We start from the raw sequence: 22,787 nt of genomic DNA, 5'->3' as shown, positions 1-22,787 counted from the left end.
GAGGCAGTGATGGAAGTCACACCGTTGGTACTCGCGGCAGGCTGCGCCCTGTGGCGCCGCTCACCCTCGGGGGAAGGGATCGAACTCGCCTTGGTCTACCGGCCAAAGTGGGCTGATTGGTCCCTGCCCAAAGGGAAGCTCAAGCGCGGTGAAGACGCCCGCGACGGGGCCGTCCGTGAGGTGCTTGAGGAAACCGGCATGACTTGCACACTCGGGCCGGAACTCCCCGCCGTCCACTACAACGATGCCCAGGACCGCCCCAAGCAAGTGCGCTACTGGGCGGCCGAAGCAACAGGCGGCAGATTCGCCCCCAATCGTGAAGTCTCCGAACTCCTCTGGCTGTCCCCCGAATCCGCCATGCAGCGCCTGTCGTACGAGCGGGACCGCGCGGTGGTCTCCTCGTTCCTCGACACGCTCCACAGCGCGGAGACGGGTGACTAGGTGTATTGCCCTGTGAGGTTGGGGGCGCGGCACGTTCGTTACCGACAGGACACAGGAGTCTCCCCCTGAGTCGTCAGACTGAGGCCGTGCGGCTCGGCTAGTCCCTGCGGTGCGGCTCGGCCGCGCAACAGCGAGCCCCGCCTCGCCGCTATCCGGGCGAGATGGGGCTGAGTGGAACTGCGGGCTAGAGGTCTATGTTCTTGGCAAACTCCACGAGACCAGCGAACGCCCTTCGGCTCAGGGTCAGATGGGGGCCGCTCGGGTTCTTGCTGTCGCGGACCTTGAACTCGGCCGTCGCTCGCGCATGGCCCGGGGCCCACTCGATGCATTGGCCGCCCTCGCCGCCGCTGTAAGTGCTCTTGGCCCACTGCGCGGTCGTGCTGGGGTCCGGGGTGCTGCTCATGTGGTGAAGTCCTCTGCGATCTGTTGGATAAGGGCTAGTGAGTCCTGTGAGGACAAGGCCGCCGCGCGCAAACGCTCGTAGGTGGCTTGAGCGTTGGCTACGGCTGTTGCCGAGTCAGAAACATGCCCCTTCTCCCTCGTCTCCGAATACAGAACGGTTGGTCCGTCCGGTGGCGTAAGCAGGGTAAACGGAAGAGATGATGCGGGGGCACCGGCATGGAACGGGAGCACTTGAAGCGTGACGTGGGGCGTTGATGCCTCGGCCAGTAGGTGCTCCATCTGACCCTGCATGACCCCCGCCCCACCCACGACGGTTCGCAGGGTCGACTCATGCAGGATCACCCACAGAAGCGGGGGCTCCTCACGCTCCATCACGCTGTGACGCTGCATGCGAGCTTCAACGCGGGTCTTGATCTGCTCGTCGGTCTCACGGGGGTGAGTGGACCGGAAGGTTCCTTCTGCGTAATCGGGGGTCTGCAGCATGCCCATGATGAGAGCGTTGCTGAAGTCCTCGATCTTGAGAGCTGCCTTCTCCAGGTTCACGTACGGCACGAACCAACCGGGGTGACCACGCTCGCTGACCCTGGCCAACAGCCGCTCGAAGTAGCCGCTCGTGTTGAAGAAGCGGTCACAGCCTGCGGCGAAGTGAGTTGACGCAAGGGCCTTGCCGCTCTTCACCTTGGACACGTAGGGCGGTTGGTAGCCGGTCGCGTCGGCCAATGCCTGTTGCGTAGCCCCCTTGTGTTTGAGCGCTGCCTCTACCTCCCGTCCGAACCATTCCAAGCCATTCGCGGGCTCTGCTTCCTCGCTCACCTGTTCAACTCACCTAACTTTCCAAACTCGTTGGAAACCCCTAGACCCTGTTGAGAGTACGCGTCAGCCGCCAAGGTGGGAGCAGCAAGCTTCGGACAGCAGGAAGAGATCGAAGGGCTCGGCACCGGCCATGACCAGCAACCCCATGCCCACAAGAACCTCTGACGATGTGGCTCGGCTGGTTGAGCTTCGGAAAGAGTTCGGCGACCGGGGATTACTTGCTTGGCGTCCTCGTGGTGGTTTCGCTGACCCTGGTTCGGTCGACCTTCGCGCAGTGCAGGCGGGTTTGATGCGGCGGTTGATCCGATGAAGCCAAAAATCGGCACCACTGCCAAGGACACGCGAACCAACGAGGTCGGTCGAGTCATGGGGCACGTGGGTGGGCGCGTCCAGCTTCGTCCGCTCCGGGGCGGAAGGGAATGGGACGTCCGGCCGGATGACATTGAGCCCGTCACAGCGTCAGAGGCGCTTTCCGCCTCTGTTGCCGAGTTGAACGGAAATAGCTCGAAGGGACTCTGACATGGGAGAGCGTGTCGTATTTCGGTTCGTTCCCTTTACCACTCGTCAGGACCCTTACGTCGAGCCTGAATACTCCGCCACATGCGTAGCGGGGGACGAGACGGACTGTGGTGAAGAATCCGGAGTGCACTACACAGCGGTTGACGTGGACGATTGGATGAGAAAGCACATGCAGAAAACGGGTCATCAGACGTTCCGTCGTCGCTTCGATGACTTCGCGTTGCTGGAGCCTGCTGAGCTTCCACCGGGGCTTGAGCCGGCCCGCGTGCGGCGAGTCGGGAAGTGATGACAGGAAGGCGCTCCCTCTGCTCCGCCGCAGGTCGAGTGGGAGGTGTGCTCGTCATCATCACCGCTAGCGGACTGTGTGGGTTCGTGGTGGGCGCGAGCACTGTCATGGGGTCCAAGCCCAATGTCATGACCTCGCAAGCCTTCTGCGGGGCAGGCACGCCTTGGAGCAGCATAAGCAACCCGCCATGAGTGGCGAGGAAATCAGCGGAAACAGCCTTGATGCCACTGTGCTCTACCACCAAACCTGCGTAGCGGCTCAAGAACTGACCGATCCGAAATACATAAGGACAGTGAAGGGGGAGGCGCAGTGGAAGGCGCATGCCGTGTGCCTCGCTCTGCTCTTCCTGAATCTCGACGAAACACTGACCAAGGGAGGGGACATCCCCATGGAATGGGTGATCGGTGACCTCCCCGAAGACATACAGGAACAGTGATCCATGAAAGAGCCTGAGCCGATGGGCGACGACGAACTTTTCGACCTGATCGGAGGTGTCGGTGCAGCCATCAATGCAGCAAGGGACTCCAGCATTGACCCCACCCTTCGGGAAATGGCAGAGAAGGCCGCCGAATTGGGCGCGGCCAAGCTGCCCAAGGAAAAGAAGACTTCTTAGCGATTTCACCTGTCCTGGAACCTCGGCAGCAGGATTACGTGGCCGTACCTTTTACGGCCCCCTGAGGCTTAGGGCCGCTTCTGGTGGCGATTTTCCGTCACCGAGAGAAGTGGCCACTATTCGCTGCCCCGGTCGTCTGCCGTCGGTGGTGGGCGACCGGGGCGTAACGCAAGAGCGCACGTGTGCATGCAGAGGAAAATTCGACAGAGAGAGGATTGCGACGCATGACTACGCTCATCGAGACACCCGTGCCGAAGCCATTCGCCGGGATCGAAGTCCTGGAACTGGAGATCACCGGAAAGTGCCAACTCACCTGTCAGCACTGCCTCTCGGAGTCCAGCCCTCGGGCGACGCACGGAGACATGACTCCAGCGGACTGGAAGGCGGTCATCATCGACGCTGCGACGCTGGGCATCCCTCAGGTTCAGCTCATCGGCGGTGAGCCGACCGTCAACCCGCACTGGATCGCCTTCACGGATCTCGCGCTCTCCCTCGGTCTGCGCGTGCAGGTGTACAGCAACCTGTTTCACGTGCGGAACGAGTGGTGGGAGGTGTTCGAGCGGGACGGCGTGACGCTGGGGACCAGCTACTACAGCAACGATCCGGCGGAGCATGACAAGGTCACGGGGCGGGTGGGCAGTTACGCCCGTACTCGGCACAACATCGGCGAGGCGGTACGGCGGGGCATCGTGGTGTACGCCGGAATCGTTGATGTCCTGCCGGGTCAGCACGTCGACGAGGCGCGCGCGGAACTGCTCGCCTTGGGTGTCGCACAGGTCAAGACCGATCGAGTTCGCGCAGTGGGGCGTGCTGCCCTGCCGGGGCAGACTCCGACCGTGCGGGATCTGTGCGGGAACTGCGGTCGGGGGCGGGCAGCCGTACTGCCGAACGGGGATCTGTCCGGGTGCGTGCTGAGCCGGTTCCTGCCCACGGGCAACGTCCGTGAACGGCGGCTGGCCGAACTCCTGGGCAGCCGTGAGTGGACGGAGACGATCGCGGCGATTCCGCCCCGTTCCCGCGCCGGATGCACACCGGACGACTCGAACGACTGCGATCCGGCGAACACCGAAGCCTGCAACCCCGCGTACAACGAGTGAACAGGAGGACCCCGGTGGACTGGGAAGAACGGGCGGCAAAGCTGGCGGCAGAGGTCACCGACCCCGTTTCCCGCTGGCACGGGCCCGTGGCGACAACGCCGCGTCATGAACTGGTCCCACGCTGGTGGGAGCGAGAGGGCGGGGGCCGCTGGGTCTTGCGTGACGGTGCGTCAGATCCTGACGGCTGGCTGTCTGCTGCGTACTCCGATACGTCCTTGATCACCAGCGTGGGCGGGCTGCATGCCGACCACGCACAGGACGGCGACCGGCCGAACGGGCTTCCTACGTCGTCGGCGACGCTGCCGAGTCTTGTGGTCCGTTTCCTGCGGCACGCGCGGATCGCCGTGGGCCTGGATCTGCTCGACCTGGGCACCGGGGCGGGCGGCCTGGCCTCCTACGCCGCTCGCCGGCTCGGGAGTCAGCATGTGACGAGCCTGGATGTCGACGGCTACCTGACCGAAGCAGCCGCCGGACGGCTGGCACGCATGGGCCTGCACCCGCGGTTCATCGCCATGGACGCCACCCGCGCCATCCCCGGTACGTACGACCGGATCATCGCCACCGTCGCCCTGGAGCCGGGGCCCGGCCTGGTGCCCGTGCTGCGCGCGCTGCGACCTGGCGGACGTCTGGTCACCACCCTCGCCAATACGTCGCTGATCCTCACCGCGTGGAAGAACGAGGATGGCGGCGCCACCGGGCAGGTCGAACGGGACTGGGCGGGGTTCATGAAGACCCGGCACGGGGCCGACTACGCCCCCGGCCTCAACAGCTTGCTCGGGCATGCGCGGGAGGCCGAGGGCGAGGACGTGTCAGTCGGCCGCTACCCCGTTCTCGACGTGGCCTCGGCCTGGGAACTGCGGTCCATGCTGGAGGTCACCTCTCCTGGGATCGAGGTGGACTACGAGGCGCGCGGGCGTCACCGCACCGCCTACCTCGTCCACGCCGACGGCTCCTGGGCCCGCGCCTCGGCCGAATGGCTCGACGCCCCGGAGGTTCACCAGGGCGGGCCCCGGCGGCTGTGGGGTGAGCTGGAACGCATCCGCAATCGACTCAACGCTGAAGGCGGACTGCCCCTGTACGGAAGTCGGTTGGAGATCACCCCGGACGGCGTGTGTCATCTGTCCAGAGGGAGGTGGACGGCCTCGCTCGGGGCCTAGCGCAAGACTCCGGCCTAATCGCCTGATTTGCCCACGTTGAGGAGAACTCGGCGTGGGCAAATCACATGTGTGGCCCTACTCGGCCAGCCACTCCACCACTCATGCGGATCAAGCGCGGCGAGGCCCCCTCGACGGCGCCTTGTGCGAGACCGAGGAGGCGACCGGCTGTCGGTGCTAGCTCGGCCCCCGGCTTCCGACGGCGCGTTACGTCGCCAACGACCGCCCCAAGCAGGTCAGTTACTGGACGGCCGAGGCACTCGACGGCCACTTCCCCCATCCGGGAAGTGGCCCGCATCGCCTGGCTGACACCACGGCCACCCGCGACTGCCCCACCAGCCCGCGAGAGCGACTTGGTCGACGAGTTCCTGGCGACCCTGTGCCACGCATAACGCCGCTCCCGCGAAGCCAACGCACCCCGCTCCGGCCCCCCCCTCACCCCCCAGCCGAATGCCTCGCCGCGTCCGATCTCGCCAGGCTTCGGGCCCGGCGGGCTGGGCCGCGCCAGCCACAGGTGCAGCGGGCCAGACAGAAACGCCCCTGCTCGACGGTGGTCGTCATGTGCTCGCCCGACACCCCACCGGCCCGCTCGTCCTCCTGCTGCGCCACACCAACAACGTTACCCAGGCCAAGTAAGAGACGCCCCCCTGGCCGACGGCCCCGACCACCCGTCACAGAACCCGCACGCCTCACCCTCAAAGCCACACCTCCCACTCTCAGGGCTCTACTTCTGGCCTTGCCTAGTGCTCCTCCGTGTAGAGGGGAGGTGAAGCGCGTCTCAACACTGCTCTGACCCGCGTGTTCGCGTGGGTCCGCACTGTTGGCCTCGGCCCACGGGGCACTGCTGCCGCTCGATGTCCTGCTTGACCACGGTCAGCGGTGCCCTGCCGCACGATCCGGCGAAGTGTGAGCCGGACCGGAGGCGGTGGTCGCCTGGGGGCCGGCGCGCGTGCGTGTCGTACTCCCCGCACGGCAGCCGGGCGGAGACGGCCTTGAGGGGGTTGACCAGTTCGGAGGGCTGGTTCTGGGCGGACAGGGGTTGCCGCGTCGGGTGGTCGGTGACGGGCTGCCGTGTCAGCGGGGCCAGTTGGGTGACCTTTGAGCCTCTCGCCCGTTCTTGTGAGTGTCGGGCGGATTGTCGAGTGGGGAGCGCCTGGTGGGTCAAGGCACCTTGGTCAAGCGGCAGTTCGGGCATCGCGCCCGGCTTGCGCTGTCGCCTGCCGGGGTGTTGAAGGCCGATGCTCAGGCGCACGCGGCCCGCACGATGTGGAATCTGCTGCATGCTTGGTGGCAGATGATGCCGAAGGACAAGCGGACTCTCGCGAACGCGGACGCCGCGATCCGCCAGGCACGCAACGACCTCGAATTCCTCACCGTCCTCCCAGCACAGGCCGCCCAAGCCGTGCTGAAGACGTACGTCCAGGCATGGAAGAACTGCTGGGAGGGCCGGGCGGACGCGCCGAACTTCAAAGGCCGGTTCCGATCCGTGATGTGCGTGGACGTCCCGCAGGGCCGGGACCTGAACATCAAACGCGTGCACCGCCGCTGGGGCATGGTCAACCTGCCGAAGATCGGCCGTGTCCGCTTCCGGTGGACCAAAGACCTCCCCGTCGGCCAGCGCGCCACCACCGAGAACCGGCTCACCGGCGCCCGGCTCATCAAGGACGCGCTCGGCTGGCACATCACCTTCCGGGTGACGACCCAGGAACCCAAGCCCGAGCCTCACACCGGCCCCGAGGTTGGGATCGACATGGGCGTCACCGTGCCTCTCGCCCTCTCCGACGGGACGGTGTACGAGCACGGCGAGTGGCTGACCGAGAGCGAACAAGCCAAGCTCCTGCGCCTGGAGCAGTGCGCCGCCCAGCGCAAACAGCACCACAAGCCCGGCGAGCGCACCAGCCGCCGCCTGCACCGCACCTACGACCAGATCGCCCAGCTCCGAGCGAAAGCCAAGCGACGGGCAGCGGACTGGCAGCACCAGACGACCACCACCATCGCCCGCACCTACGGCACAGTCGTGGTCGAAGCGCTCACCATCACGAACATGGTCAAGTCTGCGAAGGGGACCGTTGAGGAGCCGGGGAAGAACGTCGCGCAGAAGGCCGGGCTGAACCGCTCCATCGCCGGCGAGGCGTGGGGCCGCACGGTCACCATGCTGGCGTACAAGACGGCCCGGCACGGCGGCACCCTGGTCAAGGTCCCCGCTCCCGGAACCTCCCGGCGCTGCTCGGCGTGCGGATGCACCACACCCGACAGCCGGGAGACACAGGCCGTGTTCGTGTGCAAGAACCCGAATTGCGGCTGGTCGGGCAACGCCGACCACAACGCGGCCCGGAACATCTTGCACCTGTACCGGATCGGCCTCGTGGCGATCCCGGCTGCCGGGAGGGCAGTCGTCAGACGCGCTCGCCGCGTCAAGCCCGCCACCGCAAGGTAGGTGGGAATCTCCTTCCTGAGCCTGCGAAGGGAGGAGAACACTTCAATCCTTCTCCTCCCCCTTCCGACGGGCCGCGTGGCGTGGATGGTGCTTGGTCGCGACCTGGCCCACCAGTTCCCACAGACAGACCACGGCCGTGACCGGCGGAATACCGAAGATCACCAGCGACAGCATCGCCTGCGGCGCGTGCCGGGCGCACAGGGCGACCGCCATCGCCGACGCGGCCAGCACCACACACCACGACCGCCGCGTGCTCCGGCTCTGGATCGTCGCCCGCAGGATCGACAGCGCCGCCACGAACCACGGCCCGTACACCGCGAGCGGCCACCACTGGGCCAGCCGCTGCGGCAGCACCGCCGAGGCGATGGTCCGCAGCTGGTCGTACGTGTACGAGATCGACCACCCCAGCATCAGCACCGCGCACACGGTGATCGCCACGACCAGCACGGTGAGGTGGGTCTCCTTGCGGACCCCCTCCTCGGCCGTGCCCCGCCGCCGGTTCCGCCGGCGCCGGTGCGGCCGCCCCAGCAGGGCGGTGTCATGCCCGGCCCCGGTCGCGGCCCCCCTGGACAGCATCTGGGCCAGCTCCTCGACCGGGTCCCACTCGTTCCGCGTGTCGTCGTCCTCGAAATCCGGGCCGGCACCGTCGGAACCACGCGTCTCCGGAGCGCGTACCGCGGGTCCGGGCTGCCGCGGAAAATTAATACCGTAGAAAGGCAGCTCATCATGGATTTCATTCATCGGACATCCCGTCGATCGCCGGTCCAGCTCTTCATCCCAGGTCAGTCGCCATGCGATGCCGGGTCTCACGATCCGTCACCCATTTCAAGCGCCTTCTCCCCCAACAACCGACAAGCGGGACGCCAGGACATGCGTACGCCAGAAGTCGGATAACAAAGCGGTCGTCATACCGGACTGTCGAATTCGGGGGAGAAGAAATGGAGAACAGACGGGAATCCGCTTTCCATGAATAAGGAACCGATTCCGGGACCCCACCGCCCCGACGCGCCCCTTCCGGGCCTTACGGCCGCCCCCTCCCGTGCGCCCCCTCCCCCACCCCTCCGTGACGGCCTCCCCCACCCGTCGTTAACCGGTCGGACGGAAGGACCCGGTACGGACCGGTCAGGGGGTCGGCAGGCGATGGTGACGCGGCGGCACAGCAGGACGGGCTCGGTGGCCGTCGCGGCCGGACTGTTGGTCTCCCCGCTGGGCTGCGGCGTCGAGGGCGCGTCCGACTCCCTCTCCGCCGACCCGGTCGGCCTCCTCCACCACGCCGCCCCCACCCTGACCCGCGCCGGCAGCTCCAAGGCCCGTACGGAGATGGAGATGGCCACCGGCGGCACCCGTGTGACCATCCACGGCGAGGGCGTCTACGACTACGGCAGACGGCTCGGCAGACTCAAGGTACTGCTCCCGCAGGACGCGGCCGGAATCAGCGAGCACCGTCCGATCACCGAACTCCTCGCCCCCGGCGCCCTGTTCATGAAGAACCGGGGCGCGGGCGTCCCCTCCGACAAATGGGTCCGCGTCGAGACCGGCTCCCTCTCCGACGGCAATCTGGTCACCGGCGGCGCCACCGACCCGTTCGCCGCCGCCGAGGTGCTGCGCGGGGCGCGTACGGCGACGTACGTCGGACGGGCCGAGGTGGACGGCACCTCCGTCCGCCACTACCGGGGCACCGCCGATCTGGGCGTCGCCTCCCGCGCCGCCTCCGAGGGCAATCGCGCCCCCCTGCGCGCCGCAGCCAAGGGCTTCGCCACCGCCGAGGTCCCCTTCGACGCGTACTTCGACGACGAGGGCCGCCTGCGCAAGGTCCGCCACCGCTTCAGCTTCGTCAACGGCGGCCAACAGGGCACCGTCGCCGTCGCCTCGACGACCGTGCTGTACGACTTCGGCGTCCCCGTGACCGTACGACTGCCGAGGTCCGAGGACATCTACGCCGGGAAGATCGCCGAGTAGCGGTGCCCGCCGGAGGCCGGGAACACACGGAAGTCAAGGGTGCCGCATGGCACCACAGGCGGAAAACGGGGGGCCGGAAATGGTCCGTTGGTGCCATGCGCCGGCTGTGGACGGCTGCCTACCCTAGGAAGTCGGTGACGGCGGAGAAGAGGTGATGCGCGTGGCTCCGGCAGGCGGTACGGCGGTTCAGGACCACGTGGCCCTCGCCGAGATCGAGCTGTGCGGCGACCTCATCATCGCCGCCTCGACCACCGACGGCGACCGCCTCAGCCCCGCCCGTATCGACGAGGTCCTCAGGGTGTGGGAAGAACGGGCCGAGGCCGCCCGGTAGGCAGCCGAGGCCACCCCGCACATGCCCATGAGCGGAGGAGGACCGGCTCTCCGGCCCCTCACCACCCCACCCGATGATTTTCGGCCACCCCGATCACCTCGATCACCTCGGCGACCCCCCTCGTCACAACCACCCCGGACGGCAACCCCGTCCACACCCCCCGCCGTTCGCCCTCAGGTGCGCAGCAGTCGGCCGATCGCCTTCGTCGCCTCCTCCACCTTCGCGTCGACCTCGGCACCGCCCTTGAGCGCCGCGTCGGCGACGCAGTGCCGCAGATGCTCCTCCAGCAGCTGGAGGGCGAAGGACTGCAGGGCCTTGGTGGAGGCGGAGACCTGGGTGAGTATGTCGATGCAGTAGACGTCCTCGTCGACCATCCGCTGCAGCCCTCGGATCTGCCCCTCGATCCGGCGCAGCCGCTTCAGGTGTTCGTCCTTCTGCTGGTGATAGCCGTGGATTCCACGGTCGTGGTCGGTCACCACGACATCCGTGACATCCGCGACATCGACGGTCCCCTCGGCCGCCCCCTCGGAGGGCACCGTCGCTCCGGCCTCGGTGGTCGTCATCGCGTCCTCCCACAGACGTCTCGGGGCATATACCCCAGGTAGGTATATGGTAACGAACTTTGCTGGGTAGGGGCTCAGTGGTCGCCGGCGACCGCCGTACGTCCCGCCGCGCGCCCTCCCGGGCGCCGACGGGTTCCGTCGTACGCCCCTGTGCAGTTCACGAAGGCTCATGGGTGACACTGGTCGACGGAGCATTAGCCGTGGCCGGATGATGCGCCTAGCATCAGCCTGACCGAAACCAATGCCTACCGAGGACCCCACGTGCGCTTTCGTCTGACCCCCAGGGAGACGAGCTTCTACGACATGTTCGCCGCGTCCGCGGACAACATCGTCACGGGCTCGAAGCTCCTGATGGAACTGCTCGGGGCGGACACCTCCGCCCGGGCCGAGATCGCGGAGCGTATGCGGGCAGCGGAACACGCCGGTGACGACGCCACACACGCGATCTTCCACCAGCTGAACTCCTCGTTCATCACGCCCTTCGACCGCGAGGACATCTACTCCCTCGCGTCCTCCCTCGACGACATCATGGACTTCATGGAGGAGGCCGTCGACCTGGTCGTCCTCTACAACATCGAGGAACTGCCCAAGGGCGTCGAGCAGCAGATCGAGGTACTGGCACGTGCCGCCGAGCTGACGGCCGAGGCCATGCCCAATCTGCGCACGATGGACAACCTCACGGAGTACTGGATCGAGGTCAACCGGCTGGAGAACCAGGCGGACCAGATCCACAGGAAGCTCCTGGCGCACCTCTTCAACGGCAAGTACGACGCCATCGAGGTCCTCAAGCTGAAGCAGATCGTGGATGTGCTGGAGGAGGCGGCGGACGCCTTCGAGCATGTGGCGAACACGGTGGAGACCATCGCCGTCAAGGAGTCCTGACCCGTTCATGGACACCTTCGCTCTGGTCGTGACCATCGGGGTCGCGCTCTTCTTCACCTACACCAACGGCTTCCACGACTCGGCGAACGCGATCGCCACATCGGTCTCGACCCGTGCGCTCACGCCGAAGGCCGCGCTGGCGATGGCAGCGGTCATGAACCTGGCAGGTGCGTTCCTGGGCTCCGGCGTCGCCAAGACGGTCAGCGAGGGGCTGATCCAGACGCCGGAGGGCTCGAAGGGGATGGGCATCCTCTTCGCGGCGCTGGTCGGCGCCATCACCTGGAACCTGATCACCTGGTACTACGGTCTGCCGTCGTCCTCCTCCCACGCGCTGTTCGGCGGCATGGTGGGCGCGGCGCTGGCGGGCGGGACGACGGTCTACTGGTCCGGCGTCCTGGAGAAGATCATCATCCCGATGTTCGTCTCCCCGATCGTCGGTCTGATCGTCGGCTATCTGGTCATGACCGCGATCCTGTGGATCTTCCGCCGGGCCAACCCGCACAAGGCCAAGCACGGCTTCCGCATAGCCCAGACCGTCTCCGCTGCCGGTATGGCCCTCGGCCACGGCCTCCAGGACGCCCAGAAGACGATGGGCATCGTGGTGATGGCCCTGGTCATCGCCGACGTCGAGGACTACGGCGACCCCATCCCCCTCTGGGTCAAAATCATCTGCGCGGTGATGCTCTCGCTCGGCACGTACGCCGGCGGCTGGCGCATCATGCGCACCCTGGGCCGCAAGATCATCGAACTGGACCCGCCCCAGGGCTTCGCCGCCGAGACCACCGGCGCGTCGATCATGTTCACCACGGCCTTCATCTTCAAGGCCCCCATCTCCACGACCCACATCATCACCTCGGCGATCATGGGCGTGGGCGCGACCAAGCGGGTGAACGCGGTTCGCTGGGGGGTTGCCAAGAACATCGTGCTGGGCTGGTTCATCACGATGCCGGCGGCGGCGGTGGTGGCTGCGATGAGCTTTTGGATCGTCAACTTGGCGTTCCTTTAAACGACGCGCCGTCGAACTCGGTCGGACCCGTTTGTTCGGCGAGTGCGGGTTGTGTGTGGTTGCTCGCGCGGTTCCCCGCGCCCCTTAAAGACCTGGGGGCACCCCGTGCTTTTAAGGGGCGCGGGCAGTATCAATATGCGGCTCCGCCGCGTGGGCGCGACCAGCCACGACGGCGCAGCACTCACCCACCCGCCCAAGCCACCCCCACCCCTACGAACGCCCACCGCCCAAAGCAACAAGACGGGCCCGCCCCCCGGGAGCCAGGGGGCGGGCCCTTTTCCAACCTCGCGGCGGCACCGCCATGCAACACCGCGAGGAGTCCGTAACCGGCGGCTCAGCCGAAGCGCCCGGAGATGTAGTCCTCGGTCGCCTGAACCGACGGGTTCGAGAAGATCCGCTCGGTGTCGTCGATCTCGATCAGCTTGCCCGGCTGCCCCACCGCCGCGAGGTTGAAGAACGCCGTACGGTCCGACACACGCGCGGCCTGCTGCATGTTGTGCGTCACGATGACGATCGTGAACTGTTCCTTCAGCTCACCGATGAGGTCCTCGATGGCGAGCGTCGAGATCGGGTCCAGGGCCGAGCAGGGCTCGTCCATGAGCAGGACCTTCGGCTCGACGGCGATCGCCCGGGCGATGCACAGCCGCTGCTGCTGACCACCCGACAGCCCCGAACCCGGCTTGTTGAGCCGGTCCTTGACCTCGTTCCAGAGGTTCGCGCCCTTGAGGGACTTCTCGACGACGTCGTCCAGCTCGGACTTCTTCTTGGTGCCGAGCAGCTTCAGCCCGGCGGCCACGTTGTCGTAGACGGACATCGTGGGGAACGGGTTCGGCCGCTGGAAGACCATGCCGACCTCGCGCCGCACGGCGACGGGGTCGATGCCCGCGCCGTACAGGTTCTCGTTGTCGAGCATGACCTTGCCCTCGACCCGGCCGCCCGGCGTGACCTCGTGCATACGGTTGAGGGTGCGCAGGAACGTGGACTTGCCGCAGCCGGAGGGGCCGATGAAGGCCGTCACGGTACGGGGCTCGATGGTCATCGAGATGTCCTCGACGGCGAGGAACGAGCTGTAGTAGGCGTGGAGGCCGCTGACGTCAATTCGCTTGGCCATGGTGAATCACTGCTTCTTTCGCGGGGGAGTCTGGTCGCTGTATGGCCGCGTCAGCGGCCGGCCGCGCGGCACAAGCGCCGCAGAGAGGGTCACTTCGGGGCCTTCCAGCGGGCGATACCGCGGGCCGCCAGGTTCAGGATCATGATGAAGGCGATCAGTGTCAGCGACGCCGCCCAGGCCCGGTCGTACGCCGCGCCCGATCCACCGCTCTGCTGGAACTGCAGATAGATGTACATCGGCAGGGACGCCTGCGGGTCGGAGAAGGGGTTCGCGTTGATGAAGTTGGAACCCCAGACCAGCATCAGAACCGGAGCGGTCTCACCGGCGATACGGGCGACCGCCAGCATCACACCCGTGGTGATACCGCCGATGGCGGTCGGCAGGACGACCTTGAGGATGGTGCGCCACTTCGGCACGCCCAGGGCCAGCGAGGCCTCGCGCAGCTCGTTCGGGACGAGCTTGAGCATCTCCTCGGTGGAGCGGACGACGACCGGCAGCATCAGGATCGTCAGGGCCATCGCACCGGCGAAGCCGGAGTAGCCCATGCCGAGGGTGATGATCCAGAGGGAGAGGATGAACAGACCCGCGACGATCGACGGGATACCCGTCATGACGTCGACGAAGAAGGTGATGGCCTGGGCGAGCCGGCCGCGACCGTACTCGACCAGGTAGATGGCGGTCAGCACACCGATGGGCGCGGCGATCACGGTGGCGATGCCGACCTGCTCCAGGGTGCCGAGGATGGCGTGGTAGATACCGCCGCCGGGCTCGGAGGTGGCGACCAGGCCCATCGAGTGGCTGAGGAAGTAGCCGTCGAGGACCTTCACACCGCGCTTGATCGTCTCGTAGACGAGGGACGCCAGCGGTACGACGGCCAGCAGGAAGGCGACCCAGACGAGGCTGGTGGCGACCCGGTCCTTGGCCTGGCGGCGGCCCTCGACCTTGGCGGCGATGCCGTTCGAGCCGAGGACGAAGAGGAGGCCGGCGATCAGGGCCCACTGGATGGAGCTGTCGAGGCCGGCCGCGGCGCTGATGCCGAGGCCCAGGGCGACGGACCCGGCGGCGACCGCCCAGGGGAACCACTTGGGCAGGGTCGCGGCCTTCAGGGTGCTGGGGCCGGAGAGGGTTGCGTTGCTCATGCGTTGGCCCCCGAGAACTCCTTGCGGCGGGCGATGATCATGCGGGCCGCGCCGTTGACCAGCAGGGTGATGACGAACAGGACCAGACCGGAGGCGATGAGGGCGTCCCGGCCCATCTCACTCGCCTCGTTGAACTTGCTGGCGATGTTCTGGGCGAACGTGCCGCCGCCCGGGTCCAGCAGACTGGCGGTGATGTCGAAGCTCGGGGAGAGCACCATGGCCACGGCCATCGTCTCGCCGAGCGCGCGGCCGAGGCCGAGCATCGAGGCGGAGATGACACCGGAGCGCCCGAAGGGCAGGACGGCCATGCGGATGACCTCCCAGCGGGTGGCGCCGAGGGCCAGGGCGGCCTCCTCGTGCATCCGCGGGACCTGGCGGAAGACCTCACGGCTCACGTTGGTGATGATCGGCAGGATCATGATCGCGAGCAGGATGCCGACGGTGAACATCGAACGGGGGGCGCCGCCCTGCCATTCGAAGATGCCGGTCCAGCCGAGGTAGTCGTTCAGCCAGCCGTAGAGGCCGTTGAGATGCGGTACGAGGACCAGGATGCCCCACAGGCCGTAGACGATGGACGGCACGGCGGCGAGCAGGTCGATCACGTACGCGATGGTGCCGCCCAGCTTGCGCGGGGCGTAGTGCGTGATGAACAGGGCGATGCCGACGGCGATCGGCACGGCGATGGCCATGGCGATGACCGACGACACGATGGTGCCGAAGGCCAGTACGGCGATGCCGAAGACCGGCGGGACGCCGGTGGGGTTCCACTCGAAGGTGGTGAGGAAGTTGCCCTCGTCCTTGCTGATCGCGAGCACGGCCCGCCAGGTGAGGAAGACGGCGATGGCCGCCATCAGCACCAGCAGGAAGATGCCGGACCCGCGGCTGAGGCCGAGGAAGACCCGGTCGCCGGGGCGGGTCGCGCCGCGCGCGGCCTTCTGTTCGGCGCCGGAAGGCTGTGGGGTGGGGGGAGCGGTGTCTTTGGTGTTCTTGGTCGTGGATATGTCCATCAGGTTCTCCGGTCTGCGGAGCCGTCGCTGTACGGGCGGCGACTCGGGGCGGAGCCGCCCCGGTCAGGGGTGGGGCTCCTGGCGGCGGTGCACCGGACGATGCGGCCCGACCCTTGTCAGGGCCGGGCCGCACTCAGGTCAGCTCAGTTCCGAGATGGTGGAACGGACCTTGGTGATGATCTCCTCGGGCATCGGCGCGTAGCCGGCCTCGGAGAGCAGCGCCTGGCCGTCCTCGGACGCGATGTAGGTGAGGAAGGACTTGGTGGCGGGCAGGGTGTCCGCCTTGTTGCCCTTGTCACAGACGATCTCGTAGGTGACCAGGGTGATCGGGTAGGCGCCCTCGGCCTTCGGCGTGTAGTTCAGCTTCAGGGAGAGGTCCTTGCCGGTGCCGACGACCTCGGCCTCGGCGATGGCCTTGGTGGCGTTCTCGACGGTGGCGGCGACCGGCTCGGCGGCGTCGGTCTTGACGCTGACCGTGCTGATGCCGTCCTTGGCGTAGGAGAGCTCCATGTAGGAGATCGCGCCCTTGGTCTCCTTCACGCCCGCGGCGACACCGGAGGAGCCCTGCGCGGACTGGCCGCCCTCGGCCTGCCAGGCCTTGCCACCCTCGTACTTCCAGTTGTCGGGCGCGGCGGCGATCAGGTACTTGGTGAAGTTGTCCGTGGTGCCGGACTCGTCGGAGCGGTGGAAGGCCTGGATCTTGAGGTCGGGCAGCTCGGCGTCGGGGTTGAGCGCCGCGATGGCCTTGTCGTTCCAGTTGGTGATCTTGCTGTCGAAGATCAGGGCGAGGGTCTTGGCGTCCAGGACGAGGTTGTCGACACCCGGGACGTTGTAGCCGACCGCGATCGGGCCGCCGACCATCGGCAGGTCGATGCCCTGGCCGTCGGTGCAGACCTCCTTGGAGGCGGTGACCTCTTCGGGCTTCAGCGGGGAGTCGGAGCCGGCGAAGGCGACCTGGCCCTGCGTGAACGCGGTGATGCCCGCGCCGGAGCCGCCGCCCTTGTAGTTGATGACGACGTCACGGCAGACGCTCTGGTACTGCTTCACCCAGGCGTCGATCGCGTTCTTCTGCGCGGAGGAGCCGTCGGCCAGCAGCTGGCCCTTGGCGTCGCCGCAGTCGATGTCGCTCGCGGACGCCGAGGCTCCGGTGCCGCCGGTGCTGCCGGTGGAGGTGTCGTCGGAACCGCACGCCGTCAGGGTCAGGGCGCCGGTGACGGCGACAGCACCGAGAGAAAGGGCGCGCAGCCGGTTCTTGCGCTGAAGCTTCACTTTCGGGAGTTCCTTCCAGGAGCCGCCGTCCACGTGGCGGCGTGCGAAGTCGTCGTAGTCAGCCTTAGGACTTTTCGGTACACGTACCTTTCATCCTGCGGCTGCTGTCGTCACGGGGCATATCGACTCATTTCGGGCCGTACCCCGCACCGGGTAAGGCCGAAATTAAGCAGATCAGGTGAAGCCACCCAACGACGTCGGTGAACGGCGAGTGAACCCCTGCCAACAGTGTGGTTAGGTCACGGAACGCTTACGGCGAGGCCACGCGAAGGTCCCGACACCGGCCCGGCGGGGCACCCCGTAAGGGGCGCGGACGAGGGCTCGGGGGCGCCCCGTAAGGGGCGCGGGGAACTGCGCGAGCAACCCCACACAACCCGCACCCGCCGAACACCCCCACCCCCGAGCCATTGGGCGCACCCACAGAGGGCCGAAGGGCCACAGCCCCCGGGGCCGAGGGGGTCGAAGGGGCACAGCCCCTGGAGGACGGGACGGGTAGGGGCGGCGGGGGCGAAATCCCTCCCCACCATGGAACCCACCCCTCGCCAACCCCGTCTCGTTCCACGTATCCAATGCTTCCCACCGCATTCGCACCCCAGCACAACTCGCCGCGCACCGGAGGCGCACATGGAACGGCGCACATTCATAGGAGCCGGCGCAACCGCACTGGCCACCCTGACCACCACGGCCTGCTCGAACACCGGCACCCCCGACGCCGGCATTCCCGCCACGGACACCTCCCTGCGCAGCGGAACGACCACCACATCCACCACCGCCACCAAGAAGCCCACCCCCGCCAGCTGGTCCGCCCTGGCCCGCGACCTCGACGGCCCCCTCATCCGCCCCGGCGACAAGTCCTGGCCCACGGCCCACCAGCTCTACAACACCCGCTACGACACCCTGAAGCCCACCGCCGTCGCCTACGTCGCCCACGCCAACGACATCCGTACGACCCTCGCCTACGCCAAGGCCCACGGCGTCAGGGTCTCGATCCGCAACGGCGGCCACTCCTACGCGGGCTGGTCCTCCGGCAACGACCGCCTGATCATCGACGTGGCGAAGCTGAGCAAGATCCGCGCCTCCGCGAACGAGGCGGTGGTAGGCGCCGGCGCGAAACTGATCGACGTCTACCGGGCCCTGGCGGCAAAGGGCGTGACGATCCCGGCGGGCTCCTGCCCATCCGTAGGCGTCTCGGGCCTCACCCTGGGCGGCGGCCACGGCGTCACCTCCCGCGCCTACGGCCTGACCTGCGACAGCCTCACGCAAGCAACCCTCATCACGGCGGACGGAAAACAACTCACCGCCAACGCCACCACCAACAAGGACCTCTTCTGGGCCCTGCGCGGCGCGGGCAACGGCAACTTCGGCGTCGTCACCGAACTCCGCTTCAGGACCCACCCGGCCCCGCAGGGCGTCACGGCGTACCTCACCTGGCCCTGGTCGAAGGCGGCGGCCGTGGTGAAGGCCTGGCAGGAGTGGGGCCCGTCCCAGCCCGACGAGATCTGGTCCTCCTGCCACCTGGAGAACGGCGGCAGCCCGACCGTCTCGGTCGCCGCCTTCTCCCTCGGCACCTACGGCGAACTCCAGAACGCCCTGGACCGCCTGGCAGACCGCGTGGGCACCCAGCCCCGCAGCACATCCCTCAAACGCCACTCCTACGAGTCCGCGATGGAGGCGTACGCGGGCTGCTCCTCCTTCACGGACGACGCGAAGTGCCACCTCCCCGGCACCACCCCGAACCGCAACCCCAAGGGCGCCCTGGGCCGCGAGACCTACGCGGCCCGCTCGGACTTCTTCGACCGCTCGATCTCCGCGGCGGGCATCCAGACCCTCCTCACCCAGATCACCGGCGTACGAGGCGGAGCGGGCAGCATCCAACTCACAGCCCTCGGCGGCCAGGTGAACCGCGTAGCCCCCACAGCCACGGCCTTCGTCCACCGCCGCTCCCGCATGCTGGCCCAGTACCTGACGTCCTGGAAACGCGGCACCCCAGGCAAAACGGCCCAGTCCTGGCTGACCACGGCCCACAACTCCATGACCCGCCACGCCTCAGGCGCCGCCTACCAGAACTACACGGACCCAACCCTGAAAAACTGGAAAAAGGCGTACTACGGCGAAGCAGCGCCCCGCCTGACAACGGTGAAGAAAAAATACGACCCCACCCGCTTCTTCACATACCCACAGGCCCTCTGAGCGCGGGGGACCATCCGGCAGGGGTTTCAGGGGGCGCAGCCCCCTGAAAGGGGCGCGGGGAACTGCGCGACCAGCCCAGACGCCGCGGCAGACGAAATCAGGGGGTCCGGGGCGCAGCCCCCGAAAGGGGCGCGGGGCTGCATCAATATGCGGCTCCGCCGCGCGGGCGCGACCAACCCCCACCCAGCCGCACCCGAAAGTCTGCCGGGGGTCCCGGGGCGCAGCCCCGAGGGGGTCGAAGGGGCGCAGCCCCTGGTGATGGGACGGGTAGGGGCGGCGGGGGCGGAAACCCTAAGCAGCCAAATCCCGCTCGGACCCCGCCGAAGCCTTCCCCACCCGAGCCCCCGGCACAACGGCCCCCCGCCCCCCGGCCCCCCGAGCCCGCACAACCCACCCCACCCGAGGCGACCGCTCAACCGCCTTCATCACCGGCGTCAACAAGGCCATGGCAGGCGGCGACAGCAACAACGCCACAGCCGTCCCCAGCGCGAACCCACCCACGACATCCGTCGGATAGTGCACCCCCATGTACACCCGGATGACCCCCCCGAGCACCGCCACCACAAGCCCGACCATCCCGAACTTCCGATTGGCGACGAACAACCCCACAGCCATGGCCATGACCAGCGTCGCGTGATCGCTCACGAACGAGTAGTCGGTCTTCCCCTCGACCAGCACCTCCAGCCCGTCATGATCGAGAAAGGGCCGAGGCCGCTCGACGAACCCACGTATGGGCACATTGACGAGCACGGCGACCCCGGCGGCGAGCGGCGCCCACACCAACGCGGCGACAGAAGAGGCGGCATCCTCGGCCCCCCGCCGACGCACTCCCCACCAGCACCCGAGAATCAACAGCACCATCACGCCCAGAAGCCCGTACTCACCCACGAACTCCATGACCCGGTCGAACCACGCCGGCGCGTCCTTGGCCAGACCATTGATGTCGTAGAGCAGCTCGACATCGGGGTTGGACCCGGACTCGGCGAGTTCGGGGTTGGACCCTGATGCGGCAAGTACGGCATACGGCGCGGCGAATCCGACCATCGTGCTGCGGCCCTTTCGTCATCGTTCCCGCGACCGCACCCGTACGTGCGCCGCGCTTTGCCACCCCCGTGGTGTACGTAGGCGTCAACGCACTACGTCAAACAGGAACGCATACTCCTCTTCAATGCGTTCCACCCTCCACTGAATGATCACTCAGACGTTATCGAAGAGAGACACGTCTCCGCAGCTCAGGGCAGGGGTTCACGGAGAATTACGGCCCCGTCAGACCGTCGTGGGCAATGCTTTCGCGCCATCTTCGGTGACCCGGGTGGCCCCAAAGTAGTCGGGGGTATCAATGGGATCAAATCGGATGACCGCACCGGTCCGGGGAGCGTCAATCATGTAGCCACCCCCGACATAAATCCCGACGTGCCGAATGGCCCGGGAGTTGGTGAGGTCGTCGGAGAAGAACACCAGATCCCCGGGCAGCAACTCGTCCCTCGAAGGATGCGGCCCGGCGTTGTACTGATCGTTCGCCACCCGAGGCAGCGTGATCCCCACACTCTCGTACGCGGCCTTGGTCAACCCGGAGCAGTCGAAGCGACCGCCCTGTTCAGGGGTGCCGTTGCCACCCCACAGGTACAGCGTCCCGAGCTTCTTCTGCGCGAAGGCGATGGCCCCGGCGGCCTGCTCGCTCGGGTCGACCCGGGTCACCGGCGCCGCGAAGCTCTCGGAGAGGGTCTTGATCGTCTTGACGTAGTTCTGGGTCTCCTTGTACGGCGGGACGCCCCCGTACTTGATGACGGCGTAGGCGCCCGCGTTGTAGGAAGCGAGCATGTTCGCCGTCGGATCACCCGGCACGTCCTTCACATAGGACGCGAGCGAGCAGTCGTACGAGGCGGCCGACGGAATCGCGTCATTCGGGTCCCAGACATCGCGATCCCCGTCCCCGTCACCGTCGAGACCGTGTGTGGCCCAGGTCCCCGGAATGAACTGAGCGATGCCCTGCGCGGCGGCCGGACTCTGCGCCCGGGGATTGAACCCGCTCTCCTGATAAAGCTGGGCGGCGAGCAGCGCGGGATTGATGGCATCACACAGATTGCCCCATTTCTGCACCAGCGCCTGATAGGCGGCGGGAACGGCCCCCTTGGCCAACCCGACGCTCTTCCCGCCGACCCCGCCTGCGAGGTTCCCGGCGACCATGTAGACGCCCACCACGAGCAGCATGACGAAGCTGAGCCCGGCACCGACAGCGGCGATCACCACGATCCACGCCTTACGCACCGTCAACCGCCCCTCACCGCCCGCCAGTCCATCCGCCAGTGTAGAGCGGACACCCCCTCAACGGAATGATCACTCGACGCCCCCACAGTCCGCCCATGGCCGACCCGGCCCCGTCCGCCCCTTTGGGCGACCGGGGCCCCGGGGAGGCCGAAGGGTGTGGTTCCAGGAGGGGGATACGGTGACCACGGAAGTCGCCGGTCACCGAAAGGAGTTGACCGCAAGCTCTGCGCCAAGTGCCCGCCCGGACAACGCCGTTGCCGAGCCCCGACCCGCACGACTCACCAAGGAGAAGCCCCCGTGTCCGAAACCCCCGGCAGTCCCGGCAGCCCCGGCACCACCGACGTCCCCGGCACCACCACCGACACCCCTGCCATGCCCGAGGCCCCCGAAATCCCCAACGACCTCGACTGGATTCGTGCCGCCCCCGAGGGCGCGACCGGCCCCGGCCCCTGGATCGAGCTGGCGTTCGGTGAGGGCGACGGAGAGGACGACCCGGAAGCCCCCGTCTACATCCGCGAGACGAGCGACCCGGACAACGTCGTCACGACGAACCGCCGCAAGTGGGACGCCTTCGTACTGGGCGTACAGGCAGGCGAGTTCGACCACTTCGTAGAGGGCGTCGAAGGCTTCGAACCAACCCGCGAGCCGGACGAGAACTGATCCGCGAGCCGGACGAGAACTGACCCGCGAGCCGGACGAGAACCGACCCGGAAGCCGGCGGAGAACCGACCGCCCCTCGCCAGTTCACAGCCCCTCGGAGACAACCCCTCGCAACCACCCCTCGTTCGCGGCGAAGTCCCCCTCCGTGAGCCCGACGACGGAATCGACCCGGTGGAGAAGGGCGGGCCCCGGATGCCGCGCCTCGACGAAGAGCCGATCCCGATCCCGGATCTCGTCGTCGACCCAGACGAAGGGCCGTCCGAGGGCGATCTCGACGAGGGCCCGGGTCTTCCAGTGCAGCAGATCGGCGGGGTCGTCCTCCGCCCAGGCGGGCAGCGCGGCGACGGGCAGCTCCGGCAAGCCGAGCAACGGCGAGATCACCTCGTTGGCGTCATGCATCCACGCGGTGGCCCACACCAGCTCACACGGCAGCCCCAACAACCGCTCCCCATGCGTCGGCACCAGCTTGGCGAGCTGCGGATTCCCGGCGTGCTGCCACCCCTGCCACTCCTCGAAACCCGCCGGCACACCGGCTCCGCCGTACGGCAGCAACGTCCCGTCGACATCGAGAAACAGCAGCGGCACCCGCCCGACCTCACCCATGCCCACCACGCTATCCGCGGCGGCGGGAGCCCGCGTC

The 22,787-nt window shown here is 67.5% G+C and carries 24 protein-coding genes; 13 read left to right on the top strand and 11 right to left on the bottom strand.

The window, feature by feature from the left end; genetic code table 11:
- Nucleotides 1-9: 9 nt before the first annotated feature.
- Nucleotides 10-441: an NUDIX hydrolase gene (locus tag ACWD4G_RS42050; RefSeq protein ID WP_451303362.1), complete on the top strand. Its 432-nt coding sequence runs from the start codon at nt 10-12 to the stop codon at nt 439-441.
- A gap of 184 nt (nt 442-625) precedes the next feature.
- Here ACWD4G_RS42050 and ACWD4G_RS42045 read toward each other — a convergent pair whose 3' ends face one another.
- Both ACWD4G_RS42045 and ACWD4G_RS42040 read right to left on the bottom strand, forming a co-directional pair.
- Nucleotides 626-844, bottom strand: coding sequence for a DUF397 domain-containing protein (locus tag ACWD4G_RS42045; RefSeq protein ID WP_451303360.1), 219 nt, complete (start codon nt 842-844; stop codon nt 626-628).
- Complete coding sequence (locus ACWD4G_RS42040) at nt 841-1,656, bottom strand: helix-turn-helix domain-containing protein (protein WP_451303358.1); 816 nt, start codon at nt 1,654-1,656, stop codon at nt 841-843. Before ACWD4G_RS42040 ends, ACWD4G_RS42045 begins: the two co-directional genes overlap by 4 nt.
- 520 nt (nt 1,657-2,176) lie before the next feature.
- Between ACWD4G_RS42040 and ACWD4G_RS42035 the strand changes: the two genes are divergently transcribed.
- The 6 genes from ACWD4G_RS42035 (at nt 2,177) to ACWD4G_RS42010 (ending at nt 7,762) form a co-directional block, all read left to right on the top strand.
- Entirely contained in the window at nt 2,177-2,461 is a 285-nt protein-coding gene (locus ACWD4G_RS42035; protein WP_451303356.1) for a DUF7848 domain-containing protein, read from the top strand.
- A 187-nt stretch (nt 2,462-2,648) separates the two neighbouring features.
- The gene (locus ACWD4G_RS42030; protein WP_451303354.1) at nt 2,649-2,897 is read left to right on the top strand and encodes a hypothetical protein; all 249 of its coding nucleotides are present in this window, start codon (nt 2,649-2,651) and stop codon (nt 2,895-2,897) included.
- Nucleotides 2,898-2,900: 3 nt separating this feature from the next.
- Entirely contained in the window at nt 2,901-3,074 is a 174-nt protein-coding gene (locus ACWD4G_RS42025; RefSeq protein WP_451303352.1) for a hypothetical protein, read from the top strand.
- A 224-nt stretch (nt 3,075-3,298) separates the two neighbouring features.
- Complete coding sequence (locus tag ACWD4G_RS42020; RefSeq protein ID WP_451303350.1) at nt 3,299-4,171, top strand: radical SAM/SPASM domain-containing protein; 873 nt, start codon at nt 3,299-3,301, stop codon at nt 4,169-4,171.
- Between the two features lie 14 nt (nt 4,172-4,185).
- Complete coding sequence (locus tag ACWD4G_RS42015) at nt 4,186-5,328, top strand: methyltransferase domain-containing protein (protein WP_451303348.1); 1,143 nt, start codon at nt 4,186-4,188, stop codon at nt 5,326-5,328.
- A gap of 1,153 nt (nt 5,329-6,481) precedes the next feature.
- Nucleotides 6,482-7,762 carry an RNA-guided endonuclease InsQ/TnpB family protein gene (locus tag ACWD4G_RS42010; protein WP_451303346.1) on the top strand — a complete coding sequence of 427 codons (1,281 nt, stop codon included), beginning with the start codon at nt 6,482-6,484 and terminating at the stop codon, nt 7,760-7,762.
- A 42-nt stretch (nt 7,763-7,804) separates the two neighbouring features.
- Here ACWD4G_RS42010 and ACWD4G_RS42005 read toward each other — a convergent pair whose 3' ends face one another.
- On the bottom strand, nt 7,805-8,503 hold the full coding sequence (locus tag ACWD4G_RS42005) for a DUF2637 domain-containing protein (RefSeq protein WP_451303342.1): 699 nt from the start codon (nt 8,501-8,503) through the stop codon (nt 7,805-7,807).
- Nucleotides 8,504-8,902: 399 nt separating this feature from the next.
- Here ACWD4G_RS42005 and ACWD4G_RS42000 point away from each other — a divergent pair, with 399 nt between their 5' ends.
- Complete coding sequence (locus tag ACWD4G_RS42000; RefSeq protein WP_451303340.1) at nt 8,903-9,721, top strand: hypothetical protein; 819 nt, start codon at nt 8,903-8,905, stop codon at nt 9,719-9,721.
- 160 nt (nt 9,722-9,881) lie between these two features.
- The gene (locus ACWD4G_RS41995; protein ID WP_451303412.1) at nt 9,882-10,052 is read left to right on the top strand and encodes a hypothetical protein; all 171 of its coding nucleotides are present in this window, start codon (nt 9,882-9,884) and stop codon (nt 10,050-10,052) included.
- Between the two features lie 173 nt (nt 10,053-10,225).
- Here the strand turns inward: ACWD4G_RS41995 and ACWD4G_RS41990 are convergent, their stop codons facing one another.
- Nucleotides 10,226-10,615 carry a metal-sensitive transcriptional regulator gene (locus ACWD4G_RS41990; protein ID WP_451303338.1) on the bottom strand — a complete coding sequence of 130 codons (390 nt, stop codon included), beginning with the start codon at nt 10,613-10,615 and terminating at the stop codon, nt 10,226-10,228.
- A 261-nt stretch (nt 10,616-10,876) separates the two neighbouring features.
- Here ACWD4G_RS41990 and ACWD4G_RS41985 point away from each other — a divergent pair, with 261 nt between their 5' ends.
- Together ACWD4G_RS41985 and ACWD4G_RS41980 are read left to right on the top strand one after the other, a co-directional pair.
- On the top strand, nt 10,877-11,497 hold the full coding sequence (locus ACWD4G_RS41985; RefSeq protein WP_189293043.1) for a DUF47 domain-containing protein: 621 nt from the start codon (nt 10,877-10,879) through the stop codon (nt 11,495-11,497).
- A gap of 7 nt (nt 11,498-11,504) precedes the next feature.
- Nucleotides 11,505-12,503, top strand: coding sequence for an anion permease (locus ACWD4G_RS41980; RefSeq protein ID WP_451303336.1), 999 nt, complete (start codon nt 11,505-11,507; stop codon nt 12,501-12,503).
- 334 nt (nt 12,504-12,837) lie between these two features.
- Here the strand turns inward: ACWD4G_RS41980 and pstB are convergent, their stop codons facing one another.
- The 4 genes from pstB to pstS all read right to left on the bottom strand — a co-directional run bounded on the left by pstB (nt 12,838) and on the right by pstS (nt 17,029).
- Entirely contained in the window at nt 12,838-13,614 is a 777-nt protein-coding gene (gene pstB / locus ACWD4G_RS41975; protein ID WP_451303334.1) for a phosphate ABC transporter ATP-binding protein PstB, read from the bottom strand.
- A gap of 89 nt (nt 13,615-13,703) precedes the next feature.
- Nucleotides 13,704-14,753: a phosphate ABC transporter permease PstA gene (gene pstA / locus ACWD4G_RS41970; protein ID WP_451303332.1), complete on the bottom strand. Its 1,050-nt coding sequence runs from the start codon at nt 14,751-14,753 to the stop codon at nt 13,704-13,706.
- Nucleotides 14,750-15,760, bottom strand: a complete 1,011-nt coding sequence (gene pstC, locus ACWD4G_RS41965; RefSeq protein WP_451303330.1) for a phosphate ABC transporter permease subunit PstC — start codon at nt 15,758-15,760, stop codon at nt 14,750-14,752. Before pstC ends, pstA begins: the two co-directional genes overlap by 4 nt.
- A gap of 138 nt (nt 15,761-15,898) precedes the next feature.
- Complete coding sequence (gene pstS / locus ACWD4G_RS41960) at nt 15,899-17,029, bottom strand: phosphate ABC transporter substrate-binding protein PstS (protein ID WP_451303328.1); 1,131 nt, start codon at nt 17,027-17,029, stop codon at nt 15,899-15,901.
- A 624-nt stretch (nt 17,030-17,653) separates the two neighbouring features.
- On the opposite strand from pstS, the gene ACWD4G_RS41955 reads away from it, so the two are divergent.
- Nucleotides 17,654-19,219 carry an FAD-binding oxidoreductase gene (locus ACWD4G_RS41955; RefSeq protein WP_451303326.1) on the top strand — a complete coding sequence of 522 codons (1,566 nt, stop codon included), beginning with the start codon at nt 17,654-17,656 and terminating at the stop codon, nt 19,217-19,219.
- A gap of 291 nt (nt 19,220-19,510) precedes the next feature.
- Here the strand turns inward: ACWD4G_RS41955 and ACWD4G_RS41950 are convergent, their stop codons facing one another.
- Both ACWD4G_RS41950 and ACWD4G_RS41945 read right to left on the bottom strand, forming a co-directional pair.
- Nucleotides 19,511-20,263 carry a phosphatase PAP2 family protein gene (locus ACWD4G_RS41950; RefSeq protein ID WP_451303324.1) on the bottom strand — a complete coding sequence of 251 codons (753 nt, stop codon included), beginning with the start codon at nt 20,261-20,263 and terminating at the stop codon, nt 19,511-19,513.
- A gap of 222 nt (nt 20,264-20,485) precedes the next feature.
- Nucleotides 20,486-21,493, bottom strand: a complete 1,008-nt coding sequence (locus tag ACWD4G_RS41945) for a C40 family peptidase (protein ID WP_451303322.1) — start codon at nt 21,491-21,493, stop codon at nt 20,486-20,488.
- Between the two features lie 366 nt (nt 21,494-21,859).
- Between ACWD4G_RS41945 and ACWD4G_RS41940 the strand changes: the two genes are divergently transcribed.
- The gene (locus ACWD4G_RS41940) at nt 21,860-22,147 is read left to right on the top strand and encodes a DUF397 domain-containing protein (protein ID WP_451303408.1); all 288 of its coding nucleotides are present in this window, start codon (nt 21,860-21,862) and stop codon (nt 22,145-22,147) included.
- A gap of 84 nt (nt 22,148-22,231) precedes the next feature.
- On the opposite strand, the gene ACWD4G_RS41935 is transcribed toward ACWD4G_RS41940, so the two are convergent.
- Nucleotides 22,232-22,750 carry a hypothetical protein gene (locus ACWD4G_RS41935; protein WP_451303320.1) on the bottom strand — a complete coding sequence of 173 codons (519 nt, stop codon included), beginning with the start codon at nt 22,748-22,750 and terminating at the stop codon, nt 22,232-22,234.
- Between the last annotated feature and the right edge of the window lie 37 nt (nt 22,751-22,787).

It is taken from the genome of Streptomyces sp. NPDC002643 (assembly GCF_053592555.1).
The sequence above is the reverse complement of the archived record's forward strand: the minus strand, read 5'-3'. Positions and strand labels throughout refer to the sequence as shown.